General features: G+C 66.3%; 17 protein-coding genes. 6 read left to right on the plus strand and 11 right to left on the minus strand.

Annotated features, from left to right (window positions below; genetic code table 11):
• Positions 1-10 precede the first annotated feature (10 nt).
• From IGS55_RS20120 to IGS55_RS20150, 7 genes are all read right to left on the minus strand, one after another.
• Positions 11-751 (minus strand): tetratricopeptide repeat protein, encoded by a 741-nt coding sequence (locus tag IGS55_RS20120; protein WP_230519102.1) that lies wholly within the window; start codon positions 749-751, stop codon positions 11-13.
• Positions 752-842: 91 nt separating this feature from the next.
• The gene (locus IGS55_RS20125) at positions 843-2,237 is read right to left on the minus strand and encodes an efflux transporter outer membrane subunit (RefSeq protein WP_230519101.1); all 1,395 of its coding nucleotides are present in this window, start codon (positions 2,235-2,237) and stop codon (positions 843-845) included.
• Positions 2,234-3,415, minus strand: a complete 1,182-nt coding sequence (locus IGS55_RS20130; protein ID WP_230519100.1) for an HlyD family secretion protein — start codon at positions 3,413-3,415, stop codon at positions 2,234-2,236. Before IGS55_RS20130 ends, IGS55_RS20125 begins: the two co-directional genes overlap by 4 nt.
• On the minus strand, positions 3,402-5,096 hold the full coding sequence (locus IGS55_RS20135; RefSeq protein ID WP_230519099.1) for an MFS transporter: 1,695 nt from the start codon (positions 5,094-5,096) through the stop codon (positions 3,402-3,404). Before IGS55_RS20135 ends, IGS55_RS20130 begins: the two co-directional genes overlap by 14 nt.
• A 188-nt stretch (positions 5,097-5,284) precedes the next feature.
• Positions 5,285-7,696: a catalase gene (locus IGS55_RS20140; RefSeq protein ID WP_329958168.1), complete on the minus strand. Its 2,412-nt coding sequence runs from the start codon at positions 7,694-7,696 to the stop codon at positions 5,285-5,287.
• A 241-nt stretch (positions 7,697-7,937) separates the two neighbouring features.
• Complete coding sequence (locus IGS55_RS20145; RefSeq protein WP_034747191.1) at positions 7,938-8,291, minus strand: DUF883 family protein; 354 nt, start codon at positions 8,289-8,291, stop codon at positions 7,938-7,940.
• 334 nt (positions 8,292-8,625) lie between these two features.
• Positions 8,626-9,039 carry a DoxX family protein gene (locus IGS55_RS20150; RefSeq protein ID WP_230519098.1) on the minus strand — a complete coding sequence of 138 codons (414 nt, stop codon included), beginning with the start codon at positions 9,037-9,039 and terminating at the stop codon, positions 8,626-8,628.
• 187 nt (positions 9,040-9,226) lie between these two features.
• On the opposite strand from IGS55_RS20150, the gene IGS55_RS20155 reads away from it, so the two are divergent.
• From IGS55_RS20155 to IGS55_RS20170, 4 genes are all read left to right on the plus strand, one after another.
• A complete protein-coding gene (locus tag IGS55_RS20155; protein ID WP_230519097.1) occupies positions 9,227-10,204 on the plus strand; it encodes an alpha/beta fold hydrolase in 978 nt (325 codons plus the stop codon).
• Positions 10,205-10,359: 155 nt separating this feature from the next.
• Positions 10,360-11,328 carry an IS1595 family transposase gene (locus IGS55_RS20160; RefSeq protein ID WP_230537269.1) on the plus strand — a complete coding sequence of 323 codons (969 nt, stop codon included), beginning with the start codon at positions 10,360-10,362 and terminating at the stop codon, positions 11,326-11,328.
• 117 nt (positions 11,329-11,445) lie between these two features.
• On the plus strand, positions 11,446-12,180 hold the full coding sequence (locus IGS55_RS20165; protein WP_230518510.1) for a sensor histidine kinase: 735 nt from the start codon (positions 11,446-11,448) through the stop codon (positions 12,178-12,180).
• An 8-nt stretch (positions 12,181-12,188) separates the two neighbouring features.
• Complete coding sequence (locus IGS55_RS20170) at positions 12,189-12,836, plus strand: response regulator (protein ID WP_230518509.1); 648 nt, start codon at positions 12,189-12,191, stop codon at positions 12,834-12,836.
• Positions 12,837-12,880: 44 nt separating this feature from the next.
• Here IGS55_RS20170 and IGS55_RS20175 read toward each other — a convergent pair whose 3' ends face one another.
• Positions 12,881-13,159 (minus strand): XapX domain-containing protein, encoded by a 279-nt coding sequence (locus tag IGS55_RS20175; protein WP_230518508.1) that lies wholly within the window; start codon positions 13,157-13,159, stop codon positions 12,881-12,883.
• A 73-nt stretch (positions 13,160-13,232) separates the two neighbouring features.
• Entirely contained in the window at positions 13,233-13,919 is a 687-nt protein-coding gene (locus IGS55_RS20180; RefSeq protein ID WP_230518507.1) for a hydrolase, read from the minus strand.
• Positions 13,920-14,051: 132 nt separating this feature from the next.
• Between IGS55_RS20180 and IGS55_RS20185 the strand changes: the two genes are divergently transcribed.
• Positions 14,052-14,714 carry a response regulator gene (locus IGS55_RS20185; protein ID WP_230518506.1) on the plus strand — a complete coding sequence of 221 codons (663 nt, stop codon included), beginning with the start codon at positions 14,052-14,054 and terminating at the stop codon, positions 14,712-14,714.
• On the opposite strand, the gene IGS55_RS20190 is transcribed toward IGS55_RS20185, so the two are convergent.
• Together IGS55_RS20190 and IGS55_RS20195 are read right to left on the minus strand one after the other, a co-directional pair.
• Complete coding sequence (locus IGS55_RS20190) at positions 14,688-17,762, minus strand: sensor histidine kinase (protein ID WP_230518505.1); 3,075 nt, start codon at positions 17,760-17,762, stop codon at positions 14,688-14,690. The genes IGS55_RS20185 and IGS55_RS20190 overlap by 27 nt on opposite strands.
• An 8-nt stretch (positions 17,763-17,770) precedes the next feature.
• The gene (locus IGS55_RS20195) at positions 17,771-18,469 is read right to left on the minus strand and encodes a YoaK family protein (protein WP_230518504.1); all 699 of its coding nucleotides are present in this window, start codon (positions 18,467-18,469) and stop codon (positions 17,771-17,773) included.
• A 245-nt stretch (positions 18,470-18,714) separates the two neighbouring features.
• On the opposite strand from IGS55_RS20195, the gene IGS55_RS20200 reads away from it, so the two are divergent.
• Positions 18,715-20,589 carry an amidohydrolase gene (locus IGS55_RS20200; RefSeq protein ID WP_230518503.1) on the plus strand — a complete coding sequence of 625 codons (1,875 nt, stop codon included), beginning with the start codon at positions 18,715-18,717 and terminating at the stop codon, positions 20,587-20,589.

A 20,589-nucleotide genomic window follows, 5' to 3' on the forward strand; every position in this document is an offset into this window, starting at 1 on the left:
CGTCATGCCGCTACTTGCGCGCCGCTTCCAGGCGCGCCAGCAGCGGCGCATACATGGCACGCGTATGGCTGCTCCAGCGGGCCATGGCGCTGTCGATATCGAGCAGCAGGCGTTCCGACAATACCTTGTCGCCCTGCCGCAGCGCCCAGATCGCGCACTCGGCGCGGCACTCGAAGCTGTTGTAGCGCGTCAGCGCATCGTCGAATTCCGCTTTCGCTTCTTGCTGTCGCCCGCTTTGCGCCAGCGCGCGCGCCGTCAGCAGGGACACCATCTCGGGACGAAAATGCATATCCGTGCGGCGGATGAATTCCAGGTGCGTCAAGGCCTCGGCGCCCCGTTCGCACTCCAGGTAGGCGCGCGCCGCGCCGAGGCGAATTTCCAGGTCCGATGCAAACGCTCCCCGCAGGCAGGCTTCGTAGGTCGATGCCGCTTCCTTTGCATCGCCCGCTTCGAGCTGCGCGCTGGCCAGGCGCATCTGATTTTGCGCCGTCGGCGTGTACTCGAAGGCCGCTTTCGCCTCGCGCAATTCGCGGTTCGGATCAAGCACCTGCACGGCCACCGACGCGACCTTGCGCGCGCCTTGCGGCAGGCGCGAATTGGGCAGGTAGATGGCGAAGAAATACACCACGCTGCCCAGCAGCGGGAACATGAATAAGATGAGCAGCCAGTACAGCTGCTGCCCGTTGCGCACCACGTGGACCGCAAAAAATACCGCGATCAGGATGTGGATGCCTATGCCAAAAATCGTCATGCTGCGACCTCGTTCGTGACGGGAGCAGCCGGCACCATGCCGCCGCTTTCCCTGCTCAGAATATTACACTGGCCGCGCCGTGCACACGCGCCTATTGCGCCTTGGCCGACCAGCCGCCGCCCATGGCGCGGTACAGGTCGACCGAGGCGACGAGGATGCGCGTCTTCAGCTGCAACAGCCCCACGTCGGCGCTGTACAGGGTGCGCTGGGCGTCGAGTTCTTCCAGGTACGAGGCGTAACCGTTGCGGTAGCGGTTGTGCGCGATGCGCAGGGTGTCGGCCGCCGTGGCGCGGCGCGCATCGTTTTCCACGGCTTGCTGCCGCAGCCGGTAGATGGCGCCCAGGCTGTTCTCCGTTTCGGCGAAAGCGTTGCGCACCACGTTTTCATATGTGTACACGAGCTGGTCGCGCTGGGCGCCGGCCGCATCCGTCTGCGCCTGCACGCGCCCGCCATCGAACAGGGGGCCGGCCGCCAGCGCCGTCAGACGCCACAGGGCAGTGGGCGCATGCAGGAAATCGGTGAGTGTTGTCGCTTGCCCGCCGCCGACGGCCGTCAGCTTGAACGAGGGCAGCAGCTGGTCGCGCGTGGCGGCCAGGCTGGCGTTGGCGGCAGCCAGGTTGTGTTCCGCGCGCGCGATGTCGGGCCGCCGGCGCAGCAATTCGGATGGCAGGCCGGCCGGCACGCCAGGCGCCGCCAGCTCGGCCAGCGGCAAGCCGCGCGCGATGGGACCGGGATTGCCGCCCACGAGGACGGCCAGCGCGTTTTCCTGTTCAAATATCTGCCGCTGCAGCTGCGGCACCTGTTCGGCCGCCGCATGGTATTCCGATTGCGCCTGCAGCCATTCCAGGCGCGAGCTGTAGCCCACCTCGAACTGCTTGCGCGCCAGCTCGCGCGACTGTTCCCGCAGCTGCAGGGTCGATTGCGTGAGCGCCAGCTGCGCGTCGAGCCCCCGCAGATTCAGGTAACTCGTCGCCACACTGGCGGCGATCGACAGCGCCGCCGCATCGAGGCTGGCCTGCTCGGCGCGGTAGCTCTCGCCCGCCGCATCGCTCAGGCTCGCCAGCCGGCCCCACACATCGATCTCATAACTGGCCTGCAGTTCCGCCTGGAAGACATTCGTCACGTACGGTTTGCCGCTGGACGCGAGGGTGCGCGTACGCGTGGGCGAACCGTCGAAGGCCAGGTTGGGCGCGCGGTTCGCATCGGCCTGCGCCAGGCGCGCGCGGTATTCCTGCACGCGGGCGCGCGCCACGCGCAAGTCGCCATTGCGCGCCAGCGCCTCGCCTACCAGGTCGCTCAAGACCGGGTCGCCGAAGGCTTGCCACCACAGCTGCTCGACATGGGCCTCAGTCGCCGCAGGCGCGCCAGCTGCTTGCGCGCGCCAGCCGGATGGCAGTTGCAGTGCCGATGCAGGCTGCGGTGGCGCGTTGGCGGCGCAGCCAGCCAGCGCCAGCGCGCCGGCCATCAGCAGGAAACGGCGCTTCATGGCTTGGCCTTCTTCGGCGGCGGTGGCGGCGCCGGATTGTCCGCCGAGTCGTTCAGCACGGCCGACGTGTCGATGCTGACCACCACCGACATGCCGGGCACGAGGCGGCGCGCATTCGCCTGCCCCGCATCGATGCGGATACGCACGGGAATGCGCTGGGCGATTTTAAGGTAGTTGCCTGTCGCGTTATCGGCCGGCAGCACGGAAAACTCGGAACCGGTGGCCGGCGAAATGCGCTCCACTTGTCCCGTCAGCACGGCGCCGTCGAGCGCGTCGACGTGGAAAGTGGCGCTCTGCCCTTCCTGCACGCCGTTCATCTGCGTTTCCTTGAAATTGGCGATCACCCACATCTGGCGCGGCACCAGCGCCATCAGCTGCGCGCCCGAATTCACGTACGCGCCCTGGCGCACTGTCACCTGACCCAGTTGGCCATCGGATGGCGCCACGATGCGCGTGTTATCGAGGTCGATCTTCGCCGCCTTGACAGCCGCCTGCGCATTGGCCACGGCCGCCTCCAGCGCCTGCTTGTTGACCACCACGGAATGCACGCTTTGCTGGGCGATGTCGAGATTGGCGCGGGCCTGCGCCAGCGCCGCCGCCATCTGCGCCTGCGTGGCGCGCGACTGGTCGTGTTCGCGCTGCGACAGCGAGCCATCGGCCACCAGCTGCTCCACGCGATTGAGGTCGGCGCTGGCCTTGCGCGCCTGCGCTTCCGCGTTGGCCAGGGCCGCTTCGCTGACGGAAATGCCCGCCTGCGCGCTGGCCTTTTGCTGCGCCCAGTTCGACAGCGCCGCCTGCTGCGCGGCCAACTGGGCCTGCGCCTGCTCGTAGCGCTGCTGGTAGATGCGGTCGTCAATGCGCACCAGCAGCTGGCCTTCCTTGACGTCCATGAAATCCTGCACCGTCACTTCCACCACATAGCCCGACAGCTGCGTGCCGATGATGGTCACCTGCCCGCGCACGGTGGCGTTTTCCGTCGTCACGATGGGACTCGTGAACGGTGGCAGACGCCACGCATACAGCACGATCAGCACGCCCACCAGGGCCACGGCGGCAAATGCCAGCGCGGACAGCCACTGGTGGCGGCGGTCCGGCTGCGCCGTGGAAGTGGTTGGCGCCGGCGTGGTCGCGGCTGCGGGCGTTGTCGGTGCTGGTGGCGGAGTATTATTTTCTGTCATTGCTCGGTTCCGAATTGGTAATGGGGACGATGGCCATGGCCGTCTGCGCATCGCGCACGGGGCCGACCAGGCGGCGCGCGCCGGTGGTGATGCGGGTCCAGGACTGGCTGACCAGCATCCAGATCAGGGTGGCGATGGCGACGCCGGCGATCATCAAAAAAACGTCGTTGTAGGCCAGCACATTGGCTTCGCGTGTGGCGACGGCGCCCAGGCGCGCTACGCCCTGGGCGCTGCGCAAAGTGGGGTCCATCAGTACGCCGCCATAGCTTGCGGCGCCCGACTGCACGCGCGCCGCCACCTGCGGATCGAGCATGGTGAGATGTTCGACCAGATAGCTGGAATGGTATTTTTCGCGCGCCGTCTGAATGGTGCCGACGATGGCCGCACCGAGCAGACCGCCCAGGTTCTGCGTCATGGTAAACATCACGGAAAAACTCACGAGGTTGCGCGGTTCGGCGATCACGGCGCCCATGCCCGCCACCATCGTGGGACCGAGGAAATACGTGCCGCCAAAGGCCAGCAGGAACTGGCTCACATACATGTTGACGGGGCGCGTCTGGCTGGTGGCGTGCGCGTCGATCAGGGCACCAAAGGCGATCAGCAGCAGCGCGAACATCAGCGAGCGGTTCAGGGTCGCCGGATTGATCGTCAGCGCGCTGACCACCAGGCCCGCCACGCTGCCCAGCAGCACCACGACGAACAGGTTCTGCATCTGGTCCGTGTTCAGGCCCAGCGCCTGCAAAAAGCCGACCGCCCCCGTCGATTCGGACAGCACGATGCGAAACAGCAGCACCGATAAAAACAGCTTGGCGATCTTGCCCGTCGTGAGCCAGCGCGTGTTGAGCAGCGGACGCGCGCGGTTATGCTCGATGGCCAGCGAGGCGGCGATCAGCACGATAGAGCACGCCAGGCACACACCCACCCATTCGGACTCCATCCACCATGCCGTGCGCCCCTGCGCCAGCACGGCACAGAGCAGCGCCACGCCGGGCGCGAACAGGATGAAAGTGAGGAAATCGAGCGGCTCGAAGGTCTGCACCCGGTCGCCAGGCGGCAGCTTCAGGGCCAGCACGCAGCCCAGCGCCAGCAGGGCCAGTCCCAGTTCGAACAGGTACAGGCCGTGCCATTCGCCGATCTGCAGCAGTTCGGAGGTGAAGATGCGCGCCAGCGGCAGCGCCAGCTGGGCAAAGCCCAGGCCCAGCACCACCCCTTTCAGGCGGTGCCGCGCGGGAAACGCCTGCAAGGTGTAGTACAGACCCAGCACGCCCAGCGCGCCGCCCACCATGCCATGCGCGGCCCGCACGGCGATCGCCGACGGCAAGGTATTCGCGTACAAGTGGGCGAACGTCACCAGCGCATACAGCACCAGAAACGCTTCCGTAAACAGGCGCAGGCCGAATTGCTGGCGGAACTTCACCAGCAGCAGATTCATGGAAACGATGGTCATCACGTAGGCGGCCGGCAGCCACTGCATCTGGTAGGCATAGGCGGCCAGCGAACCTTGCAGATTCAGCAAATTGGCCGTCACCAGGCCGTTGCCCAGTCCCCCCGTCAGCGCGACGATCAGGCCGACGATGAAATACGCGACACGCTTGGGCGTCGAATGTTCGGGCATCGATGGCGACCCGGGCAAGGTCGGGCGTTCGCCCGGCCCCCAGGTGCGAGGTGTGTACTTGTCCATGCGGTAATCGCGATCCGGTTTGCTGAAGCCGTTCTTTGCTGCAGTGATAGAAATAGTTGCAAATGAACAGTTCTAGTCAGCAGCATAGCATCGCAGGACGTTTTTATTGTTTACATTGTTGCGCGCTGTTGCGCACGGTTACGCCTGCGGGGCAAGCCGGGCCCGCCCCGCAGGCGCTCATGCGGGCATCACACCCTCGGCGGGTCCGTCTCGCGCGCAAACGCCCGGTGTGCGGCCAACGCCTTCTTGAACGCAGCCACGGCTTTCGCCACGTCGCCGGACGGCGCGACGATGATGGCGGGATCGGGCTTGCCGTCGGGCAGGGTCACCGGCACGCCCGCCTTGTCCAGCAAGTCCTTGCCCGCGCCGATGGCCAGCATCGGCTTGCAGTGGCGGTATTGCAGGCGCAGGAAGTCGAGCGCGTTGGCGTCGCTGCCCAGCTGCCGCACGGCGCCCTGGCCGTCGGGCACCACGACGGCGTCGAACAGCACCCCCGGCCCCGCTTCGAGCGAGATTTCCACATCCAGCGGCGCCCCGCCGCTCGTGTCGACTTTGCCCAGGTGGCTGCCCACCAGGCGCGGCACGGCGCCGTCGGCCAGCAGCGAGGCATAGATATTGCGCACCTGCGCACCATCGCTGCCCGGCCCCACCAGGATGGCCACGCGCCGGGTATGGATGCCCGTCTTGCCAGGGCGGAAAAAGAGCGACAGGGCTGGCGATGGCGGATATGCCGGCAGCGGCTGCAGCGAGGCGCGCGGCATCACGGGCGGCAGCGCCAGGCCCAAACCATCGGCCAGGCGCTGCGCCAGGGTCTCGTCGACATTGCGCAGCATGGCGACGATGCGCTGGCGGATGGCCACCGTCTGCACCTTGCTCAGCTCAAAGCGGAACGCATGCACAATGTGCTCTTGTTCGACAGGCGTCTGGCTGATCCAGAACAGGCGCGCCTGGCCATAATGCTCGGCGAATTTCTCGGGCTTGCCGCGCACCTTGTCGCCTTCTGCGGACGCGGGAAAACTGTTGAAACCTTTCGCCCCCGCCTGGAACGGACAGCCGCCCGCCAGCGAGTTCGGCTCATACGCGACCCGGCCCCGGTTGATGGCCTGGCGGTGCATGCCGTCGCGCTGGTTGTTGTGCACGGGCGCCAGCGGCGCATTGATGGGAATTTCGTGGAAATTGGGGCCGCCCAGGCGCGTCAGCTGGGTATCGACATAGGAATGAATGCGCCCTTGCAGCAGCGGGTCGTTACTGAAATCGATGCCGGGCACGATGTGCGCCGTGCAGAAGGCCACCTGCTCCGTCTCGGCAAAAAAATTGTCGGGATTGCGGTTCAAGACCATTTTCCCGACGGGGATCAGAGGGACGACTTCTTCGGGAATCAGCTTGGTCGGATCGAGCACGTCGAAGGGAAACGCTTCCGCCTGCGCTTCCGTGAAGACCTGGAAGGACAGTTCGTATTCCGGGTATTCTCCGCACTCGATGGCTTCCCACAGGTCGCGCCGGTGGAAGTCGGAATCGGCGCCGCTGATCTTGACGGCTTCGTCCCACACGAGCGAATGCGTGCCAGCCATCGGCGACCAGTGGAATTTGCAGAACACGGACTGGCCCTTGGCATTCACGAGGCGGAAGGTGTGCACGCCGAAGCCCTGCATCATCCGATAGCTGCGCGGGATGGCGCGGTCGGACATGACCCACATCAGCATGTGCGTGATTTCCGGCGACAGCGACGCGAAATCCCAGAAGGTGTCGTGCGCGCTGGCCGCCTGCGGCATGCCGTGGTGCGGCTCGGGCTTGACGGCGTGGACCACGTCGGGGAATTTCATCGCATCCTGGATGAAGAAGACGGGAATGTTATTGCCGACGAGGTCCCAGTTGCCCTCGTCCGTATAAAACTTCACGGCGAAGCCGCGCACGTCGCGCGCCGTGTCGGTCGAACCGCGTTCGCCGGCCACCGTGGAAAAGCGCACGAAGACGGGCGTGCGTTTGCCCGCCCTGGCGAACGGCGCGGCGCGCGTCAGCTTGCTCTGTTCCTTGTAGCATTCGAAATAGCCATGGGCGGCCGAACCGCGCGCATGCACGACGCGCTCGGGGATGCGCTCATGGTCGAAATGCGTGAGCTTTTCACGCAGGATGAAATCTTCCATCAGGGTGGGGCCGCGCAAGCCCGCCTTCAAGGAATTCTGGTTGTCGCCCACGGGCACGCCCTGGTTCGTCGTCAGCACGCAGCCGCTGTCGTCGGCACGGGCGCCGTCGAGCGAGGCGTTGCGCGCATTTTCGCCAAGTGCCGGGTGACCGGCGCCCGTCTTAGGAGACGCTGTCGTTTCGCCCGTGGTGCTGGCCGTGGCCAGCGGTTCGCCCGTTGCCACATGCACGCCTTCGAGCGGCGTGCGCGCCGCGTCGCCATACTGGCCATCTTCCTTGGGATTGACGGCCATGGCGGCGGACAACTGCTGGCCGGCGGCCGTCTTTTGCAGCAGCGCGCGGGTCACGTCATTGTCCGCGCCCAGGCTGTGCGGCGCATTGCTGTCGGATGGGCCGGACATGCTGCTCAATACGGAACCCGCACCGTCCGTGGACGGCGTTTTCTTGTTGGTAGCCATTACATCTCCTGTGAGTAGTTTGCCCCGGGAAGTAACGCTACAACTCCCTCATTCAGCGCACGAACAGGGCAATCAAAATAATGATGGGAATAGGTATGCCGATCAACCACAACAAAATGGAGCGCATCATCACTCTCCTTTACTGCTTGTTACTACCTTGTGCGCATGGGCGCCGGCCCGCCCCGCCATGACGGCGGAGGGAGCAGCGCCCACGACAGTACCTTCCAGGAAGGCGCAGAACTTATTTACGCGAACCCAGCAGTTTCGACAGGCCATAACCGGCCGCCGCCGCGATCAGCAGGGACACGGCCGGGCGTTCGCGCACATAACCGCGGCCCGTTTCACCGGCACGCTGGCAGGCGGCACCCAATTGCTTGCCGCGCGCCATCAGGCGTTCGGAAGCCTTGTTGACGCTGTCGCTGACCTGACCGAGCCGTTCACCCACCTGGTCCACGCTGTCATGGGCGCGCGTGGCCACCTTGTCGGCAAGGGGCTGGGCCTGGCTTGCCACCTTGTCGATGGTGCGGTGCAAATCCTGGCGGGTATCCTGGGCGGTGCCATTCATATCGGAGCTGGTTTTTTCAATCGCGTTCATGATGGTTTTCCTTTAACAGTGAATAATTTCAACCATGCTCGATGCCGTGATCGAATCATGATTCTCCTCGCTTCAGGGAAAAAGAAGCGGCTAAACGCTGCCGGGCTGAGCCATATCAAACAGTGGATCAGCAGCAAGCTGTTGGCACTACCTTAACCGCGTCCGCCCCGCGCCACCGTGCGCTGCCACACCTTGAGGCACAGACTTAAATGCCTGTCAGAAATAACAATCCCCGCCGGCCTGGTGGGGCGGACGGGGATCGGGGTGAAATGGCGTTATTTAGGCGTAAGTCGGGTTAGCGGAGCGTAACCCGACACATCGTTGACATCACCGCTTACGCCCGCAACCGCGCATCGAGCGAATAGCGTCCCGCGCCACTGATGGCAATGGTGCCAAAGACGATGATCAACAGCCAGCCGAACTGGCCGTCGGCGATGCTCCAGTCCGGGTGCACGAGCAGCATGGACACGCCCAGCAGGAACAGCAATGGCAGACAGGCCAGGCGCGTCAGCAAGCCGGCGGCGACCAGCAGCGGGCAGACGATTTCCGCGAACAGGGCACAGTACAGGGTGACGGCGCGGCCCAGGTGCAGCGGGTCGTCGATGTGCGCCAGTTCATCGGAAAAATGCAGCAGCTTGGGCAGCCCGTGCACGTGCAGCACCAGCAGCGCGCCCGTCACGCGCGCAAACAGCATACCCGCATCGGGTAAAAAGGGGCCGGCCAGCGCCGCCATCCAGTTTTTCTTCATGATCGCTCCAGTGGGAAAGCCAATCGGCGCGGCGCGCCGCTGCCAGCCATCATAGGCAGGCGGACACGTGGGCGCGACTGGTCTTTTGGCAGAGGCGCCGGTGCGCGCGAAGGCCTAGACTGGCCGATGCCATCACTGGTCCAGGCCGTAACCGGCCTCCCTCCCCCATCCCCGAAGGAAATGCATCATGTCGAAGAAAATCGAAGCCGAAGAAGTCACTTCCCGCCGCAAGCTGCTCGTCAGCGTCGCCGGTGTCGCCGCCGGTGCGGGCCTGCTGGCCGCCGCTGGCGCCGGCGCCGCCGCCAAGCCTGCCGCTGCTGCCGCCGCGCCGGGCAAGCTCACTGTCAACAAGGTCACCGTCAAGGACGGCACCGTCATCCATTTCAAGGACTGGGGCACGGGCACGCCCGTCGTCTTCAGCCACGGCTGGCCATTGCAGGGCGACGCCTGGGAAGACCAGATGATGTTCCTGGCCAGCCACGGCTACCGCGTGATCGCGCACGACCGCCGCGGCCACGGCCTGTCGAGCCAACCATGGCAGGGCAATGACATGGATACCTACGCCGACGACCTGGCCACCCTGCTCGACGCGCTCGACATCAAGGGCGCGACCCTGGTCGGCCATTCGACGGGCGGCGGCGAAGTGGCGCGCTATATCGGCCGCCATGGCGAAAAGCGCGTGGCCAAGGCCGTGCTGGTGGGCGCCGTGCCGCCGCAGATGGTCAAGTCGGACACCAATCCCGGCGGCTTGCCGATGTCGGTGTTTGACGGCATCCGCGCCGGCGTGCTGGCCGACCGTTCGCAATTCTTCAAGGACCTGACGGTGCCGTTCTTCGGCGCCAACCGTCCCGGCAACAAGGTGTCGCAAGGCATGCGCGACACCTTTTGGCTGCAGGGCATGCAGTGCGGCATCAAGAACGCCTACGATTGCATCAAGCAGTTTTCCGAGACGGACTTCACGGCCGACCTGAAGAAAATCTCCGTGCCGACCCTGGTGGTGCACGGCGGCGACGACCAGATCGTGCCGATCGACGCTTCCGGCAAGGCTGCGGCCAAGCTCATCAAGAACGCCAAGCTGGTCATCTATGAAGGCGCGCCGCACGGCTTGCCGGCCACCCACAAGGACCGCCTGAACGAAGACTTGCTGGCCTTTATCAAGTCCTGATCCTTCCTTCGCTCCCCGCACCGCCGGCCCGCCCGGCGGTGTTTCCCTCCCCGCCGCGTAAAAAAAAGGCTCTGTCATCGGCAAATAGGGGAAATGCCGGAATCTTCCCTTGGCCGTGCTGTCTGACTCTGCATACTTACCTGCAGGAGCAAATCATGCGGCCAGCCGAATGGATCAGCTTTGTTGCGCAGTTTGCGCAGTTGAACCGACGCCAGCGGCAGGCTGGCATTGCCCTGTTGCATGGCAACGCGCCACACGACGCGACCGTCGCGCTGCTGGAAAGTGTGGCGCAGCCGCGATTGGCCTGTCCCGCCTGCCACGCGGCGCACCTGCACCGGCACGGCCATGCGCATGGACTGCAGCGCTACCGCTGCGTGCCCTGCGGGCGCACCTTCAATGCGCTCACCGGCACGCCGCTGGCGCGCTTGCGCCATAAATCGCTGTGGCTCGATTACGCCGATTGTCTGCTGGCATCGGATTCCGTGCGCAAGGCGGCGTCACAGCTAGGTGTGCACCGCAACACCACGTTTCGCTGGCGCCACCGGTTTTTATCGTTGGCAAAAACGGACCGGCCGCATGGCCTGCACGGCATCGCCGAGGCCGACGAGTGGTATGTACTGGAATCGGAGAAGGGAGCGCGGCAGATGACGCGTCCGGCGCGCCGCCGTGGTGGTCATGCCTTTAAACGTGGTATATCGAATGAGCAAGTCTGCATCCTGGTGGCGCGCGACCGCACGGGACAGACCCTCGATTTCGTCACGGGCAAAGGGGCGTTGACGAAGGCGCAGTTGCATCACTGTTTGTTGCCCATGATCGACAAGGATGTCTTGCTGGTCACCGACGGCCATGCGGCCTACCGGGCCTTTGCCAGGGAAACTGGCATCAGCCACCAGGCCGTCAACTTGCGCGCCGGCATCCGCGTGCGGGGCGCCGCCCACGTACAGAACGTCAACGCCTATCACAGCCGCTTGCGGGATTGGCTACGGCCGTTTCATGGCGTGGCCACGCGCTACCTGCCGAACTACCTGGGATGGCGCTGGATACTCGACGCCAGGCGCATCCGCTCACCGGAAACATTATTGAAAGCAACTTTAGGCGCATTCCCACACCTGACGGTGACATAGCTTAAAAAAAACCACCCGCCTCCCCCATTCGTATAAGTGCCATGGCGACGATGCCATGCATACTTGCTGCAATGCGGCATACGCCGCGACAGCGACAGGAGCACGGCGATGGCCAGCATGCATCATTTACATCAAAGGCAAGACGCCAACCTGGCGCAGGCGGAGCGCATGGACGGCATGGACGGCATGGGCGAATTTGCCGCATCGGTCGCGCACGAGGTGCGCCAGCCGCTAGCGGCCATCGCGCTCAATGCCGATGCCGCCTTGCGCTGGCTCGATCACGATCCGCCCCGCCTCGACGAGGCGCGCGCGGCGCTGGCCCTGGTCGCCAGCGCCGGCAGCCATGCCACCGCCGTGCTGCGCAGCGTGCATGGCCTGGCCTGCAATGCGCCGGGCAGCCATGATCATTTTGTGGCCGACGACGCCGTGCAGGAGCTGCTGCCGCTGCTGCGCGCGCCGCTGCAACGCCACGCCATCCTCCTGGAAACGCAGCTGGCGCCGGGCCGCCCGCTGCTGCACGCCGACCCGGTGCGATTCCGGCAAATCCTCCTGAACCTGCTGATGAACGCCATCGAAGCCCTGCAGGGCACCCGCGGCCGTCCGCGCACGGTGCTGCTGTCGTCGCGCCTCGATGGAGGCGTGCAGCATTTCAGCATCGCCGACAATGGCGCCGGCATCGCGCCGCAGGCGGCCGCCCGCCTGTACCACGCCCTGTATTCCAGCAAGCCTGGCGGGATGGGCATGGGCCTGGCCATCTGCCGCCGCATCGTCGACGCGCATGGCGGCCGCCTGTGGCATGCGCCCGGAGCGCCCCACGGCAGCGTCTTCCACTTCACCCTGCCAGCGTTATGAAGACAACCATGGACATGACCACGCCCCCGGCCGATGCGCCGATTACCCTCTTGATCGCCGACGACCACCCGCTGATCCTGGCCGGCCTGGCCTCGCTGATCGCATCCCTCCCCGGCTTGCGCCTGCTGGGCCAGGCCGGCACGGGCCTCGCCGCCGTGGCGCTGTACCGGCAGCTGCGGCCCGACGTGGTGCTGATGGATTTGAACATGCCGGAAATGCATGGCGTCGAGGCGATCGAGCGCATCTGCGCGGACGACGCGCAAGCGAAGATCGTCATCCTCACCACCTACCAGGGCGAGGACAGCGTGCACCGGGCCTTGCGCGCCGGCGCGCGCGGCTACCTGCTGAAAGATTCCGGCTTCCTGCAACTGACGCAGTGCATCCGCCAGGTGGCCGCCGGCAGACATTACCTGCCGCCGGAACTGGCGGCGCAGCAGGCCGGCCGCATCGAGGCGAACCGCCTGTCGAAACGCGAGCACGACATCCTGCTGCACCTGTCCGCAGGCAAGAGCAACAAGATGATCGCGCGCAGCGCCGGCATCGAGGTGGGTACCGTGAAATTCCACGTGAATAATATTTTGACCAAGCTCAACGTATCAAGCCGCACCGAGGCGGCCACGGTGGCCGCCCGGCGCGGCTTGCTGGGCGCGTTCTAGCTGCCGGGAACCGGGGTCAGACCCGCCGGGTCTGACCCCGGCATTTACGCTGCATCATCATCCAACTTTACCGCGGCCTTGGCCAGCGTTGGCTTCGCTTCCACGCCGCTGATCTTCGGCACGCATTCGCTGCGCAGCCACGACACCGTCACAGGCTCGCCCGCCATCAGGCGCTTGACGCTGGGGACGATCTGTTCGCCGATCAGCATGCCCAGCAGACCGATCAGGGCTATCGCGGGCGGCGCCGGCGAGCGCACTTGCAAGACGGCGTAGATGATGCCAACGAGCAAGCCCACAGCCAGCGAAATCACATATAACTTCATGGCGCATTCCTTTCGATGAAAAAAAACGCCGCGCGCGGTCAGGCGCGCGGCGCATGGCATAGCCGCGCGGCGATTACTTGGCCGGCACCGGCGCCAGCGTGGTATGTTCGCCATGGATGCGCTGCGGCGCCTTGTGCACCATCGTGTAGGCGTAGTCGACACCCATGCCGTAGGCGCCCGAATGTTCGCGCACGATGGCCATGACGGCGTCATAGGTTTCCTTGTGCGCCCAGTCGCGCTGCCATTCCAGCAGCACCTGCTGCCACGTCACCGGCACCACGCCGGCCTGGATCATGCGCTGCATGGCGTAGTCGTGCGCTTCCTTCGAGGTGCCGCCCGAGGCATCGGCCACCATGTAGATCTCGTAATCGCCTTCGAGCATCGCGCACAGGGCGAAGCTGTTGTTGCACACTTCCGTCCACAGGCCCGAGACGACGACTTTCTTCTTGCCGTTGGCGGCCAGCGCATCGCGCACCTTCTGGTCATCCCAGGAATTCATCGAGCTGCGTTCGAGGATATCCTTGCCGGGGAAGACGTCGAGCAGTTCCGGATAGGTGTGGCCGGAGAAGCTTTCCGTTTCCACCGTGGTGATGATGGTGGGGATGTTGAACACCTTGGCGGCCTTGGCCAGGCCCACGGTATTGTTTTTCAGCGCCTGGCGGTCCATCGACTGCACGCCGAACGCCATTTGCGGCTGCTGGTCGATGAAGATGATCTGGCAATTGTCGGGGGTAAGGACTTCCAGTTTCGGATTGGTCATGATGTCATCCATGAAGAGAGGGTTGAGTGGGTACTGCCGTGCATCGTATGCCTGGCGGCGTGCCCGCACCACTATCTAAATATAGGCTCGTGCCGGCTGGCGGGCGCTGCGGTAAAATACCTTTTGCTCACCATGCCCCGACGACTCTTGATCGATAACACCTCTTTACCGGGCGCGGCGCCGATACGCGTCCTCATCGCCGACGACCACCAGTTGCTGCTCGACGGCATCGCGGCCCTGCTGCGCGCCTTTCCCGGCGTGCTGCTGGTGGGCCAGGCGACCGATGGCCAGCAGGCGGCACAGCAATTTGACGCGCTGCAGCCCGATGTCACGCTGATGGATTTGCAGATGCCGGTCATGAGCGGCCTTGACGCGATCGGCGCCATCCGCGCGCGCCATCCGCAGGCGCGCATCATCGTGCTGACCACCTACAAGGGCGACACGCAAGTGCTGCGCGCCATCCGCGCGGGCGCCTGCGGCTATGTGCTGAAAAGCGCGCTGCGCCACGAATTGCTGGCGGCGATACAGAACGTGCACGCGGGGCGGCGCCACATCACGCCCGAGATCGAGGCGGAGCTGGCGCTGTATGCCTGCAGCGACGTGCTGTCGAACCGCGAGCTGGACGTGCTCAAGCAGGTGGCGCAAGGCAATTCCAACCGCGAAACGGGCGCCCTGCTGCAGATCAAGGAAGAAACCGTCAAGGCCCACATGAGCACCATCCTGGCCAAGCTGGGCGCCCGGGACCGCACCCACGCCGTCACCATCGCGCTACGGCGCGGCATCCTCGACGCCTGAGCGGCGCCAGCGCTGCCACCAGCGGCGCAGCGGGCCGTGCGCCAGCGGCCAGGCGCGCCGCGCAGGCACCCGCAGGCGCCACTGCGTGCCGCCCCCGTCGCGCCCGCCCACGGACAGGCGCGCACCTAGCCTGGCGGCGCGCTCGCGCATGCCGGGCATGCCCCAGTGTCCGGGAATCTGTCCGTTCGCCGCCACCACCGGCGGCAAGCCCTGGCCATCGTCGCGCACGAGCAGCTCGATGCCGCCGCGCGCATAGCGCACCGCCACCTCGACCACCTGCGCGCGCGCATGCTGGAAGGCATTGCGCAGCGCTTCGCTGGCGATGCGGTAGATTTCATGGGCGGCGCGCGCATGCAGCAGGCGCGGCTCGCCTTCCTCCGCATAGCGGAACACGATGCCGTGCTGCGCCGCCAGCCGTTCGCCTTCGCGCCGCAGGATGGCGCTCCAGCGCGCGCCGGCTTCGTCGCCGGCGCGCAGATCGTGCACGTGGTCGCGCCCCTCGCCCAGCATGCGGTCGGCATCGTCGAGCGCGCGCAGCATGGCGGCGCGCGCGGGATCATCCTCGGCGATGGCCATGCTGGCATTGTGAAAGTGCAGGATCATCGCCTGCGTGCCCTGCAGCAGGGTATCGTGCAGCTCGCGCGCGATGCGTTCGCGCTCGGCCTGCTGCGCCTCCATCCGCGCCTGCAGGCGCGCGGCGTGCTGGCGCAGCCGCCAGCGGCCAACGCCATACGCGGCCGCCAGCAGCGCCGCCGCGCACAGGCTGCGGAACCACCAGGTCTGGTAAAAGGCCGGCAGCACGCGGAACGGCAGCTGCGCCACCGTGCTGTCCACGCCGTCGCCATTCGCCGCGATTACTTCGAAGCGGTAGCTGCCCGGACCCAGGCCCGTGTACTGCGCCAGGCGCCGGCCGCCCGCCTGCTGCCACTGTGTATCGTAGCCGTCGAGCCGGTAGCGGAACTGCAAACGCTCCGGCGTGCCCAGACTGGCGGCATTGTAATGGAATTGCACGTCGCGCGTGCCGGCCGCCAGCTGCAGGCCGGCGCTTGCGGCTGGGTCGACGCGCCGGCCGTCTGCCAGCAGCGCGCCGATTTCCACGCGCGGCGCCGGCAAGGCCGCAAGCGCCTGGCGCGGATCGATCCAGAACGTCGCGCTCTGGCGCGAAAACCATATCCTGCCATCGTCCGCTTCGGCCACCGAGCGGTTGTGCAGCATGCCGATGCTGCCGTTCAAGCCATCGACGGCGTCGTACGAGGTGGCGCGCATGACATGGGCGGCGTCGCGCAGCGCCAGTTCCACTTCCCCGGCGGGAATCTGCGCGGCGCCGCTGCCGTGATTGAGCCACAGGCTGCCGTCGCGCGCGCGCAGCAGGCCCACCACGCCCTCGGTGGCGCTGGCCGGCTCGCTGCGCAGGGCGACGAAGCGGCCGCCGCGCCACAGCGCCACGCCACGCTGCCCGCCCGCCCACACCTGCCCGTGGTATTCGATCAGCATGGGAATCTTGCCCAGGTCCAGGCCCTGCGCGGGACCGAAAGTGCGCAGCCGCCCCCGTTCCAGCATGGCGACGCTGCCATCGGCATACGACAGCCACAAGCGCCCGGCCGCGTCGGCCAGCAGCGCCAGCGGCACTTTCGCGCCGCCATCGGGCAGCAGCGGTTCGCGCCGCCAGGCCCCGTCGCGGTACTGAAAAACCCCGGCGCCGCTGAACACGCCCCAGATGCTGCCATCGGGCGCGAGCACGCCGGCGCGCATGCGCTTGAGCGCCGCCGCGCCCGATGGATAAGCGATCGTGCGCAGCACGCGCCCATCCTCGCCGGCCAGCTGCCGCAGGCCGGCGCGGGCAGCCACCCACAGGCCGCCCGGCGCTGCCAGGATGGCGCTGACGGGCCCCAGGCGCGGCGCGCGCAGCACCGTGCCGTCGGCCCGCGCCAGCAGCAGCGGCCCCAGCACATCGTCGCGCGACAGCCACATCGCGCCTGCCGGCCCGGCCAGCATTTCCTGGGTACGGAACACTTCGGCCACGCCGGGCGCGGCACGCGTGCGCAGGACCACGGGCGCGGCCTGGCGGAAACGATCCAGGCCGCCATACGTGGAAACCCAGACATTGCCTTCATTGTCGTCGCACATGGAGCCGACGAGGACATTGCTCAAGCCATCGCGCGGCAGGAACGATTCCGTGTCGCTGCTGATGCCCAGCTGCCCCGGCACCAGCGCGCCGCCGCTGCGCGTGCGGTGCAAGCCGTACTGGCTGTCGAACCACAGGGTGCCCGCGCGGTCGACCAGCATACTGCCGCTGGTGCCGCTGGTATCGCGGTAAATCCAGCGATGATCGAGCTGCTCGTAGCGTTCCAGCGACTCGATGATGCGGATGCCGCGCTGCTCCAGCAAATAAATGCGGCCGTCCGGTCCCTGCTGCGGCGGCGCGCGCAGGTCGAGCCGGCCGATGGGCGGCGCGAAGCGCGACTGCGTCGCCTGCCATATGAACAGGCCGTTTTCACTGAACACGGCGATGCGGCCATCGCGGTCGGCAAACACGGCGGACGCCTTTTGCGCCGTGTAGCCCTGCGCCGGCCCCATCGCCTGCCAGCGCCGGCCATCGAAGCGCGAGATGCCGGACACGCCGGCCGCCCACACGGCGCCGTCGCCGCCGATGGCAAAGCCCCAGATGGCGCCCGCCTGCACGCCCTGCGGCTCGGCGTAATTGCGCACCACGCCGTCCTTGACGTGGCTGATGCCGCCCACTTGCCAGCCTATCCACATGCCGCCGTCGGCGGCGCGCTTGAGCGCCAGCGCCACCGTGTCGGGAAAACTGCCCTGGCGCGCGCGCACGGACTCGAAGCGCAAGCCGTCGAAACGGCGCACGCCCGCATGCGTGCCCAACCACAGAAAACCGTCATTGCCCTGTGCCATGACGATGATATCGTCGGGCGCGCCGTCGCTGGCCGTCCAGCGCGTGTGCTGCAGCTGATGGATGCCGCGTGCGGCATCGATGGCCAGCCCGCAAGGACTGGCCAGCATGAGTATCAGCCACAGCAGGAAGGCGCGCATGGCGGCTGTCAGGACACGGGCACGGCGGTCCGCCCGCTACGCTGCTCCACCACGATCAGCCCGCCCAGCAGCACCAGCGGCACGGCCAGCGCCGCGAAACCGAAGACCAGGTAGCCAAAGCCGGCAGCGATGGCGCCCAGCGCAAAGGCCAGCAGCGGCCAGAAAAACTTCCCGCAGCGCGCGCGCGTGCCCCCATCGGCCGCGCCGCGCAGCACGTCGACGGTGTCGAGCACGATCTGCGTCACGTTCCCCGTCATCATGGAGGTGGGCGCCAGGTGCGCCAGCAGCAGACGGCTGGTGGCGCTGTGCACGCCCATGGCGGCCGTGCCCAGCAAGCCGGCCAGCATCGCCAGCGTGCCCGCTTCCTTGCCGACCGGCTCGGCCAGCACGCCGAACACCATGAAACCGGCCAGCAAGATCCATTGCAGCAGGAAGGCCAAGGTCAGCGCGGGACCGCCGCGGCGCTCGATGGCCAGCACCATCAGGCGCGTGACGACGATGCCGGCGATAAAGGCAGGAAAGGCGAGGATTTTCAGCAGGATGGGGATGCGCGTCGGCTCGGCCAGCGCGGCGCCGATCAACACGAAGTTGCCCGTGACATGGGCAGTAAACAGGCCGAACAGGGCGATAAAGCCCAGCGTATCGACATACCCGGCCAAAAAGCCCAGGCTGGTGCCGTATAAACGGCTGTGTGGTGCTTGATCCATGAAGACTCCCTGCGATGCGGTAAACCGCGATAAAAAATGCATCCGGACGCATGCCCAGCCGCTACTGCCGGCATGGTAATCCATGTCGCGCGCCGCCGCACCCGCCCTTAGACCAGTCGGCGCGCCGCCATAGCTGCCCTACCTGATCTTTTGGCCCGTGTCCGTCCTCGGGCCCTGGGCTACACTGGCCGCAGACCCTGGCCGCGCCCCGGCCTCCCCCCGCATTGCCACCATGGAGCCGCATCATGACCGAACCGACCCTTTCCTCCGCCGCGCCGCTGATACTGATCAACGGCTGCTTCCACACCGTCGACAAGGCCTGCCCGCAGGCGAGCGCGGTGGCCATCGCCGACGGTAAATTCCTCGCCGTGGGAGATGCCGATGACGTCATGCGCCACCGCGCGCCCGACAGCCGCGTGATCGACCTCGGTGGCCGCACGGTGATTCCCGGCCTGAACGACTCGCATTTGCACCTGATCCGCGGCGGCTTGAACTACAACCTGGAATTGCGCTGGGAAGGCGTGCCGTCGCTGGCCGACGCCCTGCGCATGCTGAAAGAGCAAGCGCAGCGCACGCCGAACCCGCAGTGGGTGCGCGTCGTGGGCGGCTGGAACGAATTCCAGTTCGCGGAAAAGCGCATGCCCACCCTCGATGAAATCAACGCGGCCGCGCCCGATACCCCCGTCTTCATCCTGCACCTGTACGACCGCGCCCTCTTGAACCGCGCCGCCCTGCGCGTGGTCGGCTACGATAAAAATACGCCGAACCCGCCCGGCGGCGAAATCGTGCGCGACGCTGCCGGCAACCCCACGGGCATGCTGATCGCCCGGCCGAACGCCATGATTTTATATGCGACCCTGGCCAAAGGTCCAACCCTGCCGCGCGAACTGCAAGTCAATTCCACGCGCCAGTTCATGCGCGAACTCAATCGCCTGGGCCTGACCAGCGCCATCGACGCGGGCGGCGGCTTCCAGAATTATCCGGAAGACTACGCGGTGGTCGAGGAACTGGCGCAAAAAGAGCAGCTGACGATACGCATCGCCTATAACCTGTTCACGCAAAACAAGGGCGCGGAACTGCAGGACTTCCAGAAGTGGACGGGCATGATCAAGCCCGGCGACGGCACTGACTTTTACCGCCACAACGGCGCCGGCGAAATGCTCGTGTTTTCCGCCGCCGACTTCGAGGATTTCCTCGAGCCGCGCCCGGACCTGGCGCCCGGCATGGACGACGAACTGGAAAAGGTCGTGCGCCACCTGGTGTCCAAACGCTGGCCGTTCCGCCTGCACGCCACGTATGACGAATCGATCGAGCGCATGCTGACGGTGTTTGAAAAGGTCAACCGCGATATCCCGTTCGACGGCCTGCACTGGATGTTCGACCACTGCGAAACCATCACGCCGAAAAACATCGACCGGGTCAAGGCGCTGGGCGGCGGCATCGCCATCCAGCACCGCATGGCCTTCCAGGGCGAGTACTTTGTCGACCGCTACGGCGCGGAAGCGGCCAAGGCCACGCCGCCGATCGCGCGCATGCTTGCCTCGGGCGTGCCCGTTGGCGGCGGCACGGACGCCACGCGGGTCGCCAGCTACAACCCGTGGACGGCGCTGTACTGGCTGGTGTCGGGCCGCACCGTCGGCGGCTTGCGCCTGTACGACGCGGGCAGCCGTTTGTCGCGCGACACGGCGCTGGAACTGTGGACGGCGGGCAGCGCCTGGTTCTCCAGCGAACAAGGCAAGAAGGGCCGCATCCAGGAAGGCATGCTGGCCGACCTGGCCGTGCTGAGCGCGGACTTTTTCAGCATCGATGAAGAGGCGATCAAGTCGATCGAATCCGTGCTCACCATCGTCGGCGGCAAGATCGTCTACGGCCAGGGGCAATTTTCGACGCTGGCGCCGCCGGCTATCCCCGTGCTGCCAGATTGGTCGCCCGTGAAAAACGTGGCCGGCCACTACCGCGCCGCACCGCCGCAAAAAACCAGCGTCATGCAACAGCACCAGTGCCAGGGCGCCTGCGGCGTGCACGCCCACGCCCACGACGTGGCGCGCAAGAGTTCCGTGCCCGTGTCCAGCCACTCCGGCTTCTGGGGCGCGCTGGGGTGCAGCTGCTTTGCGTTCTGA

It is taken from the genome of Janthinobacterium sp. EB271-G4-3-2, assembly GCF_020858035.1.
Classification (GTDB): domain Bacteria; phylum Pseudomonadota; class Gammaproteobacteria; order Burkholderiales; family Burkholderiaceae_D; genus Janthinobacterium; species Janthinobacterium aestuarii.